Raw genomic sequence first — 15,853 nt, 5'->3', positions numbered from 1 at the left:
CGATTAAGGATCTTCAGGAGACGATAGATGTCGCCATCAAAACGATTTTCGGGTGCGGAGGATGAGCTTCATGCAGTCGCGAGTGCCGCTACTGGCTTGAGCGATTTCGGCTCCAGCGCCGAATACATGCCCGGCCTGACGCAACTTCTGAACGCTTTCGACGAAGATGGCCCGCGCTTCGCGCCAGGGGGCCGGGAATTTGCGCGGAATGCAGTTGTCGGTGCGTTGGTCTCGCGCCTGACGCTAGCGGAGGGCCTGCGCAAGCATGCCGATGTCTTGTCCCAGACTCCGCGGCGTCCGCTCGTCATCACCGGCATACCTCGGACCGGCACGACCGCATTGCACAAGTTGCTTTCGGTCGACCCGCAATTTCAGGGTTTGGAAAAGTGGCTGACGGTCTTTCCGCAGCCACGGCCACCACGCGACACCTGGACCAACCACGTTCAGTTCCAGGCGACCGCGGCCGGACTCGAGGCCTTTTTCAGGTCGGCGCCGGAGATGCGCGCAGCACATAACATCGTCGCCGACGAGGTCGATGAATGCCTCGAAATACTCAAACAGGGCTTTTGCAGCAATCTGTGGGGATCGTCCTTCCGCGTACCTCAATACGATCGCTGGTGGCGCGAGCAGAGCGAACTGCCGGCCTATCGCTACTTTGCAAAGGCGCTTAGTCTGATCGGCGCGCGCGACCCTGAAAAGACGTGGCTGCTGAAAAATCCCGGACATCTGATGCAGTTGCCCGCTCTGTTCGAGGTTTTGCCCGACGCATGCGTGGTGCAGACACATCGAGATCCCGTGGAGGCGCTGCCTTCGCTCGCGAGCGTGCTGGCGATGGCGCGTCGAATTTCCGAGGGCGAGCAAGTCGACAGGGACGAGATCGGCACGCGCGAACTCGACAACTGGGCGCGCGCCAGCGAAGCAGCAATGGCGGCACGCGCGTCCTTGCCGAAGAAGCAGTTCCTCGATATAAGGCAAGCCGAGCTTCACGCCGATCCGATTGGTACGATGCGGCGGATTTACGGTCACTTCGGCTTCCAACTGACCGAGGAAACGATGGAAGCAATGCGCCGACGCGTTAAGCAGAGCCCTGAACGCGCTCATGGCGTGCATAAATATACCCAAGCCGAATTCGGCCTTGCACCCGAGGCGATCCGGGAGCGATTCTCCCGCTACATGACTACCTATGGACTGCAATGATGAGCACGCCGTCACTTTCTCCGTTTTCCGGCTTTCTGCAGATCGCGTACGTCACCACCGACGTGGACAAGGCAATTGACCACTTTTGCAGGGAACAGAATGTGCAGACGTGGGCGCGCTTGCCCGGCATTGAAATCGAGTCGATCGCCGGGCATTACTGCAAGCTGAACATCGCGCTAGCATTCGTCGGATCGGTTCAGCTCGAACTGATCGAGCCGTTATCTGGCGACGACCGTGTGTATCGTGATGCGCTGCCGCGAGACGGATTCGCGATTCGCCATCACCACATCGCGCAGTTGATCGATAGCGAAGCGGCGTTCGAAACGCAGCGTAGCGAAATGGCTGCCGCGGGCGTGCCCATCATCATCGACGGTCAGTCGCCCGGGTCCGCCCGGTACTTCTACGCAGATCACCGGGCAACGCTGGGTCACTATATCGAGCACATCTGGTACACACCAGCGGGTCTGGCCGCGATGGAACAGGTGCCTCGCAATGGAGCGGTTCAATGAACACGGCTGGCACCGTGCATTCGGTTGACGACGATCACCGCCTGGCCGTGCACATTGCTACGGCGGCCGGAGCTGCCTTGAACGCGATACGCGCGTCGGCGGTCCTTGCGGGCAAACCACTGGGAGCAGCGGGCGATGCCACGGCAAACGAGCTGATCACGCACATTCTCGCTCACACCAGACCGGCAGACGGCTTCCTTTCGGAAGAGTCCGCACCGGATCCAAAGCGGCTAGCCCTCGATCGTGTATGGATCATCGACCCCCTCGATGGCACGCGCGAGTATGGCGAATGCCTCGGGCGGCGCGACGACTGGGCGGTCCATGTCGCACTGACGGTTTGCGGCGAGCCGCGCGCTTGTGCTGTCGCGCTTCCGGCTCGTGGCGTCACGTTCGGAACTTTATCGCCGCCTGAGTTGCCCCCAGCGCCTGAGGGGCGCCTAAAAATTCTCGTGAGCCGTTCCCGCGCCCCCGAACTGGCACTACGGGTTGCCCAGCGCTTGAATGCCGAGCTCGTGCCGATGGGTTCGGCAGGCGCAAAGGCAATGGCAGTGCTGCGTGGCGAGGCGCACGCATATCTTCATGCCGGCGGGCAATATGAATGGGATTCGTGCGCTCCGGTAGGGGTCGCGCTTGCGGCCGGACTTCATGCCAGCCGCATCGACGGTAGCCCATGCATCTATAACGGGTCGGACGTCTCGATGCCCGATCTGCTCATATGTCGACCGGAGATCGCCGAACTGATGCTGGCCGCCATCGCGGCCGCGCAGTGAATCGCCTTTGTAAAAGGATTTGCCATGCCCACATTGACTCACCTGCGGCGGCTCGAAGCCGAGAGCATTCATATCATGCGAGAAGTCGTCGCTGAGGCACAGCGCCCTGTGATGCTTTACTCGATCGGCAAGGACAGCGCCTGCATGCTCCATCTGGCAAAAAAGGCGTTTTACCCGGCGCGGCCCCCGTTTCCGCTCCTGCATGTCGATACGACCTGGAAGTTTCGCGACATGTACACGATGCGCGACCGGATGGCTCGCGAGGCCGGAATGGAGCTCATCGTCCACCAGAATCCGGAAGCGAAAGCACTTGGAATCAATCCGTTCGATCATGGTTCGCAGGTTCACACCGACATGTGGAAGACACAGGGCCTGAAGCAGGCGCTCGATAAGTACGGCTTCGACGCCGCTTTGGGGGGCGCTCGCAGGGACGAAGAGAAGTCGCGTGCGAAGGAGCGAATCTTTTCATTCCGTACAGCCAGCCATCAATGGGACCCGAAGAGTCAACGACCCGAACTGTGGCGCCTTTATAACGCGCGCAAGAACCATGGCGAGTCGATCCGCGTGTTTCCCATCTCAAACTGGACCGAGCTGGACATCTGGCAGTACATCTACCTCGAGAACATCGCCATCGTGCCGCTATATTTCGCGGCGCGGCGACCCGTAGTGAATCGGGGCGGCACGCTAGTGATGGTGGACGACGACCGCATGCCGCTTTCGCCGCACGAAAAGGCAGAGGACAGAATGGTGCGTTTTCGCACGCTGGGTTGCTATCCGCTGACCGGCGCGGTCGAGTCGAACGCCACGACATTGCCGCAAATCATTCAGGAAATGCTCTTGACGACGACCTCCGAGCGCCAGGGTCGGGTGATCGATCACGACGGCGCCGCATCGATGGAGAGGAAGAAACAGGAGGGGTACTTTTAATGGCACACGTCTCTGACCTGATCGGGACCGATATCGAAGGGTACCTGAAGCAGCATGAAAAGAAGAGCCTTCTGCGTTTCATCACATGCGGGAGCGTGGATGACGGCAAGAGCACGTTGATTGGCCGTTTGCTCTATGAATCGAGGATGCTATTCGAGGATCAGCTTGCCGCGCTCGAAGCCGATTCGAAGAAGGTCGGTACGCGTGGTGGGGAAATAGACTACGCGCTGCTGCTCGACGGTCTGGCTGCGGAGCGCGAGCAGGGCATCACCATCGACGTCGCCTACCGGTTTTTCTCGACGGACCGCCGCAAGTTCATCGTTGCCGATACGCCCGGGCATGAGCAGTACACCCGCAACATGATAACGGGGGCTTCCACGGCGGATCTCGCCATCATCCTCGTCGATTCACGCAAAGGCTTGTTGCAGCAAACGCGACGGCATAGCTATCTCGTGTCGTTGATCGGCATTCGCAACGTGGTTCTTGCGGTGAACAAGATGGACCTGGTCGATTACTCCCGTGAGCGGTTCGACGAAATTTCACGCGAGTATTGCGAATTTGCAAAAAAAATCGGTATATCCGATGTGACGGTAATTCCGATTTCGGGCGTAAATGGCGACAACGTTGTTGAAAGGAGCACAAAGACGCCATGGTACGACGGGCCGTCCTTGATGCATCACCTCGATACTGTCGAGATCGACGAAGCCCGTTTGCAGACCCTGCCATTGCGTTTCCCGGTGCAGTGGGTCAACCGCCCGAACCTTGATTTCCGTGGGTTTGCGGGAACTATTGCGTCCGGTGTCGTACGCGTCGGGCAGCGTGTGCAAGTTCAGCCGTCAGGGCGGGAAACCACCGTCGCAAGAATGGTGACGGCCGATGGAGATCTCGACGAGGCCTTCGCGGAACAGTCGGTGACGCTTCTGCTCGCCGACGAAGTGGATGTCTCTCGTGGCGATCTGATTTCAGCGGCCGATTCGCCAGCGCAGGTTGCCGACCAGTTCGAAGCAACGCTCGTATGGATGAGCGAGCACCCCATGCTCCGTGGGCGCAGCTACCTGCTGAAGATCGGCACTCGGACCGTCACGGCAACGATATTGCCGCTGAAATACAAGCTCAATGTCGAGACGCTCGATCACGTCGCCGCTGAGACTCTCGCGTTGAACGAAATCGGCGTTGCCGAACTGGAGTTCGACCGTCCGATTGCTTTCGATCCATACGAGCGGAACCACGAGACGGGCGGTTTCATCGTCATTGACCGCATGACCAATAGCACGGTCGGTGCGGGTATGCTGCGCTTCGCACTGCGCCGTGCGACCAATATTCGCTGGCAGACGCTGGAAGTCGACAAACATGCGCGACGGACCCTCAATGGGCATCAGAGCGTCGTCGTCTGGCTGACAGGCCTTTCTGGTGCGGGTAAATCGACGATTGCGAATCTGCTCGAGAAACGCTTGCATGCAATGGGCAAGCGAACCTATCTGCTCGATGGGGACAATGTTCGGCATGGATTGAACAAGGATCTCGGCTTCACGGCCGAAGACCGCGTCGAAAATATCCGGCGCATTGCCGAGGTGGCGAAGTTGATGGCCGACGCCGGCGTGATCGTCATTACCGCATTCATTTCGCCGTTTCGTGCGGAGCGCGCACTGGCGCGCGAACTCATGGAGGAGGGTGAATTCATCGAGGTCTTCATCGACACGCCATTGGAAGTGGCTGAGCAGCGCGATCCGAAAGGACTCTACAAGAAAGCGCGTCGCGGAGAGTTGAAGAACTTCACTGGCATCGATTCACCCTACGAGGCGCCGGTGAAGCCCGAAATCCACATCGATACCACGACCAGTTCTGCCGAGGTTGCTGTAGAGACGATCTTCCAGAAGTTGCAGACCGCGGGATTTCTTGACGTGTCGAGGGGATCGCCGCTCTGAGAGGTCGCGGGGCGGCGTGCCTCGCGCGTCTTGCGTTCATATTGTTATACGCCATTCATTTATATATACTCCCTGCTGTCGATCACGGGAGACGCAGAGCGCAATTCCCGTGTTGACATCGTCCACTCGGGCGACAGTCCAACAGGTATCGGGACGTTTCGACGCGTCAAGGAGGCAGTGGGGATGGCGGAAAGCAATCAGCAAGGCTATGGGCCGCGCGAGTCGATGGAATACGACGTGGTCATCGTCGGCGGCGGTCCCGCAGGCCTCTCCGCGGCGATCCGCCTGAAGCAGCTGGCAGTCGAAAAGAATGCCGAGATTGGCGTCTGTGTGCTGGAGAAAGGCTCGGAGATCGGAGCGCATATCCTCTCGGGCGCAGTCATGGACCCACGCGCGCTCGATGAACTGATACCCGACTGGAAGGAACAGGGCGCGCCGCTGAACGTCGCCGTGACCGAAGACAAGTTCCTTTTCCTTTCGGAAACTGGTGCGAAGTCGGTTCCGAACTGGGCATTGCCGGACAACTTCAAGAATCACGGCAACTTCGTGATCAGCCTCGCGAATGTCACGCGCTGGCTTGGGACAATGGCCGAGGCACTGGGCGTGGAGATTTTCCCGGGCTTTCCGGCCGCTGAAGTCCTCTACAACGAGGACGGCTCGGTCAAGGGCGTCGCCACCGGCAACATGGGCATTGGCAAAGACGGCGAGCCTACCGAGAACTTCCAGCTCGGGATGGAGTTGCACGCGAAGTACACGCTGTTCTGCGAAGGCTGCCGCGGTCATCTTGGCCGTCAGCTCGACGAGAATTTTAATCTCGGCAAGAACGCCGATCCACAGGTCTATGGCATCGGCATCAAGGAGCTGTGGGAGATCGATCCTTCGAAACATCAGCCGGGTCTGGTGGTTCACACGGCTGGCTGGCCGCTGGAGTCGGACACCTATGGCGGCTCGTTTCTGTACCACATCGACAACAACCAGGTGATGGTGGGTTTTGTCGTCGGTCTCGCGTATCAAAACCCCTATCTTTCGCCATTCGAGGAGTTCCAGCGCTACAAGACGCACCCGGAAATCCGCAAGTTCCTGGAGGGCGGCAAGCGCGTGTCGTATGGTGCGCGCGCGATCACAGCCGGCGGCCTGATGTCTCTCCCTAAGCTGGTATTTCCGGGCGGTGCGCTCGTGGGTGACGATGCCGGCTTCCTGAACGCCTCGCGCATCAAAGGCAGTCACGCTGCGATCAAGACCGCCATGCTGGCCGCGGATGCCGCCTTCGATGCGTTGCAGGCTGGCCGCCAGCACGACGAACTCGCGGCCTATCCGGAGGCGTTCAAGCAGTCGTGGCTCTACACGGAGCTGTACAAGGCGCGCAACTTCAAGCAGTGGATGAGCAAAGGCCTGTACCTCGGCACGCTGATGGTGGGCATCGAGCAGAAAGTGCTGGGCGGTAATGTGCCCTGGACGCTGCATCACCGGCATCGCGATCACGCAATGCTGAAACCCGCCTCGCAGTGCAAGCCGATCGAGTATCCAAAGCCGGACGGCAAACTCACGTTCGACCGTCTGTCGTCTGTTTTCATTTCGAATACGAATCACGAAGAGAATCAGCCGGCGCATCTCACGCTCAGGGACGCGAGTGTGCCGGTGAACGTCAATCTGCGAACGTATGCAGGCCCAGAAACCCGCTTCTGTCCAGCAGGCGTCTACGAGTACGTGAAGGACGAGCAGGACGAGGACCGTCTGCAAATCAACGCGCAGAATTGCGTGCACTGTAAGACCTGCGACATCAAGGACCCGACCCAGAACATCGTGTGGGTCACGCCGGAAGGCGGCGGCGGTCCGAACTATCCAAACATGTAAGCAGATGTCAGCCAGGTCTCAGAGGTAAGTCTCAGAATGAAACTGATTCGGTCAATCGACGAGCTGCGCGCGCAGTTGCGCGGGCAAAACCGTACCGCATTCGTGCCGACCATGGGCAATTTGCACGAAGGGCATTTGTCGCTTATCCGGCTTGCCCGGCAGCATGGGGATCCGGTCGTCACGAGCATCTTCGTCAATCCGCTGCAGTTCGGGCCGGAGGAGGATTTTGCGCGCTATCCGCGAACGCTGGAGGCGGACATCGAGAAGCTCCAGAAGGAGAACGTCTATGTCGTCTTTGCCCCTACGGAAGAGGATCTATATCCTCAGCCGCAGGAGTATCGAGTGCAGCCGCCTGGCGGCATTGGCGACATGCTGGAGGGTGAATTCCGGCGCGGGTTTTTCCAGGGTGTGTGCACGGTGGTGATGAAGCTGATGTTGTGCGCCCAACCGCGTGTCGCCGTTTTCGGAAAAAAGGACTACCAGCAATTGATGATTGTTCGGGAGATGTGCAAGCAGTTCGCGATGCCGACGGACGTGGTAGCGGGCGAAACCATCCGTGATTGCGACGGTCTTGCCTTGTCCTCTCGCAATCGTTTCCTGACGCCCGAGGAGCGGGTCGAGGCGCCAACGTTGTATCGGCTCCTGAACCAGATCCGCGACAAGGTTTTGAGCGGAGAGAAAGATATTCAGGGTATCGAACGACGCGCGTTCTCCACGTTGGTCGATCGGGGCTGGCAGCCGGATTACATCTCGGTGCGCAAGCAGGCCAATCTGCGATCACCCACGGCGCAGGAGGCCGATGACAGCAAGCTGGTTATCCTTGCCGCTGCGCGCCTCGGCAACACGCGACTGATCGACAACATGGAAATTTGAGTTCTCGATGCATAGCCTTGCGCCGCGCTTGTGGACCAGCAGGGCAGGGTGCCAATCCGAAGGCTAATCACGTGCCTTCCCAATCCGGCCGTTTGACATGATCGAATCAGACTCGGATCACGGCGGGTCCTCCCGCCGCGCAGTACTCGTAACAGGCGCCGCCAGGCGGATCGGGCGGGCGCTTGCGCTCGGTTTCGCTGCGCGAGGATGGGATGTCGCGGTGCACCATCACGAGTCAAAACAGGAAGCCCGAGAGGTTGTCGACCACATCAAGTCGCAGGGGCGCAGATCGGTCGCCCTATGCGCTGACCTGGCGATCGAGGAACAGGTCGAGCAACTGGTACCGGCGTGCGTGGAGACCTTCGGTCGACTTGACTGCGTGCTGAACTGTGCGTCACGGTTCGATGAAGATACCGCCCAAACCTTCGGTTATGCGCGGTTGCTCGAACTGACGGCGATCAACGTTGCCGCACCGCTGGCGTTGGCGCGAGGACTCTTCGAGGTGGTGCCGGACAGCGCGGTATCGGACGAAGCGAAGCGCGGTGTAGTGGTGAACGTGCTCGACCAGAAGCTGTTCAACATGAACCCCGACTACATCTCCTACACGGCAACCAAGGCTGCGCTAGCCAACGCGACCGTCGCACTTGCGCAGGCTCTCGCTCCGAAAATCAGAGTCGTGGGGCTGGCTCCGGGATTGACGTTAGTGTCGGGCGATCAAACACAGGCGCAATTCGACACAGTCCATAAGATGACGCCGCTTCTGCGCGGTTCGCGACCGGAGGATATCGTCGAAGCGGCGGCGTATCTCGCGAATGCGCATGGCGTCACGGGGACGACATTGGTCGTTGACGGAGGTCAGCATCTTGTATCGAGCAGCCGTGACGTAATGTTCATGGGCTCGGTGTCGAAAGGCCGCACTGCGGCTGAGTGTCTCTGCGCAGACCGTCAGTGAATCACTGATGGCGAAGAAAATGTGCATCCGCCGACCGTCGAGGGCAAGCAATGAAGCGGAAATTGCAAGGACTCGCTACACGCGAGAAGCTACTCGATAGCGCGGAATGCCTTTTTTTCGAACGTGGTGTCGCGTCGACGACCCTCGAGGACATTGCTCGTGCGAGCGGTATGACTCGTGGCGCCATCTATGGTCACTTCACGAACAAGTGGTCGCTCGTAAGCACGCTGTTCGAACGCTCAGAACTTCCGCTGGATGCATTCACTGTGTGCGGCGCAGAAGCCGCGATCGCAACCATCGATGCGTTGCGTGTCGAGCTCGAGCGGCGGTTGGTCGATGTGCTACGGATAGGGACGAAGCGGCGGTTGTATTCGATCGCGCTGTCCACTACGGAAATTGATGGCGATTGCACTTTGCCGGCATCGATGTTCAGGGAGTCGGCGCTTCTTGCACAGTATTCGATCGAGACGACCTTGGCACGCATCGCAAAGCCGCCAGGTACATCTGAGGATCTCGACTACGCGTTCGAGGCAACTTTTATTCATGCTTGCCTGACAGGATACTTCCGCCGCAGCTTGATCATTCCGCCTCCTGCAGGAGCCGAAAAGCTGCTTGCCGGAAAGATCGTGCGAAAGGCCTTGTCGTCATGGTTCATAGAGAGCCCCTCGTTGTTCGCGGCTCGCGGCGGGCTGGCGTCCGAAGCCGGCATTCGTCGATGAAAAGGAACAAGATAACCTCGATCTTGCAAGGAAAGAACATATGAATTTCAAAACGCTAGCTGTAGTCGGTGCCGGAACAATGGGCAATGGCATCGCTCAGGTCGCCGCGGTGGCGGGTCTCCACGTGGTCATGACCGATGTCAACGAGACGGCGCTCTCCAAGGGCCTGTCAATCTTGACGGCGAATCTCGGGCGTCTCGTCGACAAGGGAAAGCTGGACGCGGCGTCGCGTGATTCTGCGCTAACCCGTATCGAAACTTCCACTGACTATCAGCGCCTCTCGACGGCAGACATCATTATCGAAGCGGCAACCGAGAACGTTGATCTGAAGATCCGCATCCTGAAGCAAATCGAGTCGGTGGCGCGTGCCGATGCGGTCATTGCGTCGAACACATCGTCGATTTCAATCACCGCGCTCGGTGCGGTGCTTACTGATCCGACACGTTTCATCGGCATGCATTTCTTCAACCCTGTACCGCTAATGACGCTCGTGGAGGTCATCCGTGGGCTGCAAACCGCCGACTCCACTGTCAATGCGGTGCGCGAGTTGACTGAACGGCTCGGCAAGACTCCGATAGGCGTGACCAACTCGCCAGGCTTCGTAGTGAACCGTATCCTCGTGCCAATGATCAATGAGGCGTTTTTCGTGCTAGCGGAAGGCGTCGCCACCGCGGAAGAAATCGACGCCGGAATGAAGCTCGGTGCGAATCACCCGATCGGGCCACTCGCGCTCGCCGACCTGGTCGGGCTAGACGTTTGTCTTTCTGTCATGGATGTTTATCTGAAAGACTTCGGAGATTCCAAGTATCGCGCATCCCCGCTATTGCGGGAGCTGGTTGCGGCGGGACGGCTAGGGCGAAAAGCCGGTTGCGGGGTCTATAAGTACTGAAGCCGCCTGGCAGCGTAAGCTGAGCGGCAACAGGGATTTTGCGGCCGAATACGGACAACCGCTACTGATTATGCTGCGGGTTTCAACTACCGCCTTGCGATTCAATCAATGTGGATGGAGGCATCAACTCGGCCTCCATGTGCACTGGGTGTCGCCGCAAGAGCAGCGGTCCGGCGAGCATCAGCAAGGCAGCGGCAGTTAGCGTCTTCGAGACACCAAATTGATCCGCACAAACGCCCCATATCAATGCACCCAATGCCATTGAGCCTTGGAACGTGAGCAAAAAAACTGCTAACGCCCGAGCTCGCACCCAAGCGGGAAGAGTCGCCTGGAAGGCCGAGGAGACGGTGGAGTTGAATGTGATCCACGCGGCACCCCCGACGAGCAGGGACAGATATACAGGTGCGCTGTACTGCACATAGGCGGCGGTCAGCGTCGCAATGCCGAACAACACAGACGCACCGCAGACTAGAGTATTGAGCGCCAGATAGCGGCGTACCCGACCAAGTGCAATTCCACCAGCCACGGCGCCTGCTCCCATACTCCCCAGCATCGTACCGTACCCACCGCCGCCTAAACCTGGGTTATTTTTCGCTACGATCGGCAGTAGCGCCCACAACGCGCTTGCGCTAACTACAAAGGTGAATGTGCGAACCAGATGTCCGCGCAAAACACCGCAACCAAGCACATAGCGTACGCCCACCCACATCGCGCTTACCAGACGCTCCTGCTTTGAAACGACTTGTTCTTTTTCCGGCTTGTACCAAAGCAAAAAGATGGTCACTGCGACCGCAAATAGCCCGGTCGTTAGTGCGAACACTGCATACGATCCTATCCCAGCGATGACTGCACCTGCCAACGCGGGGCCCACTGCGCGCGCGCCATTGAACGCGACTCCATTGAGAGCGATCGCAGAGAGCAACGCCGATCGAGGCACTGCTTCCGCGGTTGAGGATTGCCAGGCCGGAACCGATACGGCACTGCCTGAACCGAGCAAAAAGGTGAAGATCAGCAGTCTGACTGGATCGATTGCATCCAGCATCAACAGAACATAAAAAAAGATCGACGAGACCAGCATCCAACAGTGCGCGGCTAGCAAGAGGCGGCGCTTATCCATCGAATCGGCGAGTACTCCTGCTGGCATCCCGAGCAGGAAGGCCGGCATCGTGGTCGCAGCCTGGGTCAGTGCAATCATCACCGGGGACGTCGTGAGCGAAGTCATCAACCATGCTGCCCCAACGTTCTGCACCCAGGCGCCAAGGCTCGCCGCCAACATTGCCATCCATATTGCGCGAAACGGGCGATAGCGAAGCGGGCCGGGCTCGGGTTGTGGTTTCGTGGAATACATTGGGGTTCAGGCTGTGGACATTACGCGTCTTGCTGGGTGCAGATCGCTTTACGTGGATGCCGGGATCGATGCACTGGGTGCGAAAATTAGAATATGGTGCATAAATATGAACACGCCTGACGCAACCTGTCAATGCCGATTTTGATTTCCACCGTCGTGAGAAGAAGACGCCGGTGCTGACGTTCAAAGTCGGTGAAGCATCGCGCGCCGGTTCGACGTCAACGTTGACCGGCTCAGAAACTGATGTCACATTCCTCGTTGGAAACGACGAGGCTTCGGCCATTTCGTCTTGCAACCGATCCTGAGAGTTGCTCTGTTTCGCGTTTCGACTATGTCATTCGAATTCATCCAACCCGATCCGACCGTCCACGACCCCCTTCAAGCAGAGCACACATTGCTGGACTTAGCGGCGTGTGGCCGCACTGTTGCTCAATTGTGGGAAGCGCCGAAGTCTTTGGTGGTACCGCGCAGCTATCTGCGTTACCCCCAGTTCGAATCTGCACGCTCCGCTTTTCTTCGCGGCGGATGCCCCGTCTGGCTACGCATGTCGGGCGGCGGCCTCGTACCGCAGGGTCCGGGGATTCTAAATTTGAGTCTGGCTTATTTCGTCGAGCAGCAGCCGAGCAAAATGAGCGAGGCGGTGTACCTGCACTTATGCGAAGTCATCGGGAGCGCGCTGCGCGTGATCGGCGTCACGACCCATTACCAGGCAGTGGACGGTTCATTTTGCGACGGTCGCTTCAATTTGGCTTGGGGAGTCGACACTGACGCTCGCAAGATTGCTGGCACGGCGCAGTATTGGCGACAGGCGCCAGCCGCGATGCGGACGAGCGATGGACGGGGCCATCTGGTGCTCGCGCATGCCGTATTGCTTGTCAGTGCCGATCCGGATGAGGCGAACCAGCGGGCCAACGCCTTCGAAGAGGCGGTGGGCAGTGGCCGTCGATACGACGCAAACAAGATCGTCACTGTGCTGCAAGCGCTGGGAGGGGCAGGGATCGGCAGGGAGCTGCTGATGCCCGCCGTGTTGGCTGCGATCGAGGACAGTCTCACCGACATTCCACTACCGACAGAAGCGCAGTAACCCGCTTGGCGGGCTCGCTCGCCTCGGTCGGTGTAGCGGGGCGGCGCACGGCGAGCCATTCTCCCTGATATCGAACAATGCCGCTGTCAACGGAATGTAACCTGAAGTGCTTAAGTTTGAAGGTTCGAGCGATGGGCAGCCGTGCCGGGTGCGTAAAGCAGAACAAAGGGCGAAACCTTCTGGAAACGCTCAATACAGACACGGACGTGCTGGGGCGGATTGAAATGCATCATCGCAAGAACACCGCGCGCCCGCGCAAGTTGCGGGTGTCCAGCGCAAGTACCCTGGGCCCGCAGGAGGCGTAGTTGAGGAATTGCGTCGCGGAGCGCAGCTTGCTGCAACCATTGATCCGGTCAGTCAATCTCGTGGAGGCAAACCATGCTGTTCAAACGAGGAATTGCAGTTCTTGCCGTTGCTCTACCTCTCACGGCCGCGCAAGCGCAAACCGTCGACATCACCGGTGCGGGCAGCACTTTCGCAGCCCCGATCTATAACAAGTGGGCCGACGCCTACCATAAGGCGGGGGGCGGCAAGGTCAACTACCAGGGCATCGGGTCAGCGGGCGGCATCAAGCAGATCCTCGCGAAGACCGTGGATTTCGCAGGCTCCGACGCGCCGATGAAGGACGACGAACTGGCGAAGACTGGCCTGTTCCAGTTCCCGACGGTGGTGGGCGGCGTGGTGCCGGTCGTGAACCTGCCTGGCGTGAAGCCGGGTCAACTGGTTCTGTCGGGTGCGGTGCTCGGCGACATCTATCTGAGCAAGATCAAGAAATGGAACGATCCGGCGATCGCCGCGCTGAATTCGGGCATGAAACTGCCGGATACGGACATCGCCGTGGTACGCCGCGCCGACGGTTCGGGCACGAGCTTCATCTGGACGAACTTTCTGTCGAAGGTGAACCCGGAGTGGAAGTCGAAGGTCGGCGAAGGCACGACGGTGAACTGGCCGACCGGTACGGGCGGCAAGGGCAATGACGGTGTTGCCGCCTTCGTGCAACGGCTGCCGGGCGCGGTCGGCTATGTCGAGTGGGCGTATGCGAAGCAAAACAACATGGTCTACACCAGCCTGAAGAACTCCGCCGGTGCGGTGGTTGCGCCGAAAGCCGAGACCTTCAAGGCGGCCGCCTCGGGCGCGGACTGGAAGACGTCGTTCTACCAGATCCTGACCAACGAGCCCGGCAAGGACGCATGGCCGGTCGTCGGCGCGACCTTCGTGTTGCTGCACGCGACGCAAGAAAAACCGGCGCAGGGCGCGGCAACGCTGAAGTTCTTCGACTGGGCGTTCAAGAGCGGCGGGCAGGCTGCCAGTGATCTCGACTACATCTCGCTGCCGGATTCGGTCGTGTCGGAAATCCGCGAGCAGTGGAAGACCAAGGTCAAGGATGCGTCGGGAAAACCGGTGTTTCAGTGAAGGCCTCGTTGCGACCCGCCTCGAACAGATCGTGGTCGGTCATGGGTGCAATCAATTGACTCAGATCAAGTAACGGCCGCATCGAGGCGGGTAACGTGCGCGTGACGGTCTTTCATCACCGCACGCTGGGAGCCAGGCAATGGTCACGCGCAACGTCGAGGAAGTCATCAAGCAGATTGCCGCCGCTACCAACACGCCTGAGGAAACGGTCTCGCAGATGTACGCGCAGACGTGGATCGAATACAGCGAAGGTGCACGAATCACGGACTACCTGACGGTTCTGGTCGCTCGTCGTGTGCGCGACAACCTGCGCAGGCGGCAACAGCATTCGCATTGAGCGTGGGTTGGTCAAGCGCCGTTGGGCCATGCCGCTTCCGCACCGAAGCGCTCGACCATAAATTCAATAAAGCTCCGAAGCTTAGGCGACGTCCGCCGCTCACGCAGATACAGCAGGTTCAGCGGCCGCTCGGGCGCGGCAAACGCCGGCAGCACTTCTACCAACCGTTTCGCTCGCAGATCCGCGGCCACCAGGATCTCGGGCAGCATGGCGATGCCCAGGCCGCGCAACACCGCCCGTCGCAGCGCTTCAGAATTGTCGATCCTCAGCCTGCCGTCGACGGGCACGCTCACGCGGCCGTCCGGACCCTGCAAGCTCCATTCGGCCTGCGCCGCGTGCCATTCCGAGCGCGGCGGATACGCGTACGTCAGGCACTGATGCGCGCGCAGCGCGTCGGGCGATGACGGCATGCCATGCGTTGCCAGATACCCGCGTGACGCGCACAACACCAGACGGTACGGCTGCAGAGGCCGCGCGACGAGATCCGGATTGCCCAGCGCGCCGATCCGAACCGCCGCCTCGAAGCCGTCGTCGAGCAGGTCCGACAGCGCATCGGTGGCGACGATATCGAGCTTCACATCGGGATAGCGCTCGCAGTAATCCGCGATCACCGGCATCAGGCATTCGTTGCTGAACACGACGGGCGCGGTTACGCGCAGGCGTCCGCGTGGCGTCGCGAGGTGATCAAGCGCGAGCCGTTCTGAATCGTCGACCAGCCCGACGATCTCGATGCATCTTTCATAGTAGGCCTGCCCAAACGCGCTGATCTGCTGCTTGCGCGTGGTGCGATGGATGAGTGTCGCGCCAAGCCGTGTTTCCAGCGCCTGAAGGTGATTGCCGACCATCGTCGGCGACAGGTCGCATGCCACCGCCGCCGCCGTCAGGCTGCCGCTTTCTACTACGCGCACGAACACCGTCATCGCTTTGAGGAGGTCCATTCCTCAATAATAATTGGTTCTGTTGCTATTTGCTGTCCGTTTATCAATCTTCGCTGTGGGAATACAGTCCGCGTATCCGACGCTTGCGGCCCATTCCGGTGCCACATCGCCCGACTTC

15 protein-coding genes are annotated in these 15,853 nt (G+C 59.6%); 13 read left to right on the top strand and 2 right to left on the bottom strand.

The window, feature by feature from the left end; genetic code table 11:
- The first annotated feature begins 27 nt into the window (after positions 1 to 27).
- From QFZ91_RS05335 to QFZ91_RS05290, 10 genes are all read left to right on the top strand, one after another.
- Positions 28 to 1,197 carry a sulfotransferase family protein gene (locus QFZ91_RS05335; protein WP_429566490.1) on the top strand — a complete coding sequence of 390 codons (1,170 nt, stop codon included), beginning with the start codon at positions 28 to 30 and terminating at the stop codon, positions 1,195 to 1,197.
- A complete protein-coding gene (locus QFZ91_RS05330) occupies positions 1,197 to 1,706 on the top strand; it encodes a VOC family protein (protein ID WP_429566489.1) in 510 nt (169 codons plus the stop codon). Before QFZ91_RS05335 ends, QFZ91_RS05330 begins: the two co-directional genes overlap by 1 nt.
- Positions 1,703 to 2,476, top strand: a complete 774-nt coding sequence (locus QFZ91_RS05325; RefSeq protein WP_429566488.1) for a 3'(2'),5'-bisphosphate nucleotidase CysQ — start codon at positions 1,703 to 1,705, stop codon at positions 2,474 to 2,476. Before QFZ91_RS05330 ends, QFZ91_RS05325 begins: the two co-directional genes overlap by 4 nt.
- A 24-nt stretch (positions 2,477 to 2,500) precedes the next feature.
- Complete coding sequence (gene cysD, locus QFZ91_RS05320; RefSeq protein WP_429566487.1) at positions 2,501 to 3,403, top strand: sulfate adenylyltransferase subunit CysD; 903 nt, start codon at positions 2,501 to 2,503, stop codon at positions 3,401 to 3,403.
- On the top strand, positions 3,403 to 5,328 hold the full coding sequence (cysN, locus tag QFZ91_RS05315) for a sulfate adenylyltransferase subunit CysN (protein WP_429566486.1): 1,926 nt from the start codon (positions 3,403 to 3,405) through the stop codon (positions 5,326 to 5,328). The genes cysD and cysN overlap by 1 nt, the downstream gene beginning before the upstream one ends.
- Before the next feature lie 183 nt (positions 5,329 to 5,511).
- Positions 5,512 to 7,182, top strand: coding sequence for a 4Fe-4S dicluster domain-containing protein (locus QFZ91_RS05310; protein WP_429566485.1), 1,671 nt, complete (start codon positions 5,512 to 5,514; stop codon positions 7,180 to 7,182).
- A gap of 36 nt (positions 7,183 to 7,218) precedes the next feature.
- Positions 7,219 to 8,055 carry a pantoate--beta-alanine ligase gene (panC, locus tag QFZ91_RS05305; protein ID WP_368597108.1) on the top strand — a complete coding sequence of 279 codons (837 nt, stop codon included), beginning with the start codon at positions 7,219 to 7,221 and terminating at the stop codon, positions 8,053 to 8,055.
- Between the two features lie 97 nt (positions 8,056 to 8,152).
- Entirely contained in the window at positions 8,153 to 9,007 is an 855-nt protein-coding gene (locus QFZ91_RS05300) for an SDR family oxidoreductase (protein ID WP_429566484.1), read from the top strand.
- Between the two features lie 50 nt (positions 9,008 to 9,057).
- The gene (locus QFZ91_RS05295) at positions 9,058 to 9,726 is read left to right on the top strand and encodes a TetR family transcriptional regulator (protein WP_429566483.1); all 669 of its coding nucleotides are present in this window, start codon (positions 9,058 to 9,060) and stop codon (positions 9,724 to 9,726) included.
- Positions 9,727 to 9,766: 40 nt separating this feature from the next.
- Positions 9,767 to 10,615: a 3-hydroxybutyryl-CoA dehydrogenase gene (locus QFZ91_RS05290; RefSeq protein ID WP_429566482.1), complete on the top strand. Its 849-nt coding sequence runs from the start codon at positions 9,767 to 9,769 to the stop codon at positions 10,613 to 10,615.
- 82 nt (positions 10,616 to 10,697) lie between these two features.
- Here the strand turns inward: QFZ91_RS05290 and QFZ91_RS05285 are convergent, their stop codons facing one another.
- The gene (locus QFZ91_RS05285) at positions 10,698 to 11,963 is read right to left on the bottom strand and encodes an MFS transporter (RefSeq protein WP_429566481.1); all 1,266 of its coding nucleotides are present in this window, start codon (positions 11,961 to 11,963) and stop codon (positions 10,698 to 10,700) included.
- A 331-nt stretch (positions 11,964 to 12,294) separates the two neighbouring features.
- Between QFZ91_RS05285 and QFZ91_RS05280 the strand changes: the two genes are divergently transcribed.
- The 3 genes from QFZ91_RS05280 to QFZ91_RS05270 all read left to right on the top strand — a co-directional run bounded on the left by QFZ91_RS05280 (position 12,295) and on the right by QFZ91_RS05270 (position 14,797).
- Positions 12,295 to 13,047 (top strand): lipoyl protein ligase domain-containing protein, encoded by a 753-nt coding sequence (locus tag QFZ91_RS05280; protein WP_429566480.1) that lies wholly within the window; start codon positions 12,295 to 12,297, stop codon positions 13,045 to 13,047.
- A gap of 378 nt (positions 13,048 to 13,425) precedes the next feature.
- A complete protein-coding gene (gene pstS, locus QFZ91_RS05275) occupies positions 13,426 to 14,460 on the top strand; it encodes a phosphate ABC transporter substrate-binding protein PstS (protein ID WP_429566479.1) in 1,035 nt (344 codons plus the stop codon).
- Positions 14,461 to 14,599: 139 nt separating this feature from the next.
- Positions 14,600 to 14,797 carry a DUF3562 domain-containing protein gene (locus QFZ91_RS05270; protein WP_429566478.1) on the top strand — a complete coding sequence of 66 codons (198 nt, stop codon included), beginning with the start codon at positions 14,600 to 14,602 and terminating at the stop codon, positions 14,795 to 14,797.
- Positions 14,798 to 14,808: 11 nt separating this feature from the next.
- Here the strand turns inward: QFZ91_RS05270 and QFZ91_RS05265 are convergent, their stop codons facing one another.
- On the bottom strand, positions 14,809 to 15,735 hold the full coding sequence (locus tag QFZ91_RS05265) for a LysR family transcriptional regulator (RefSeq protein ID WP_429566477.1): 927 nt from the start codon (positions 15,733 to 15,735) through the stop codon (positions 14,809 to 14,811).
- Between the last annotated feature and the right edge of the window lie 118 nt (positions 15,736 to 15,853).

This window comes from Paraburkholderia sp. JPY419 (assembly GCF_050435705.1).
Lineage (GTDB): Bacteria > Pseudomonadota > Gammaproteobacteria > Burkholderiales > Burkholderiaceae > Paraburkholderia > Paraburkholderia youngii.
The sequence above is the reverse complement of the archived record's forward strand: the minus strand, read 5'-3'. Positions and strand labels throughout refer to the sequence as shown.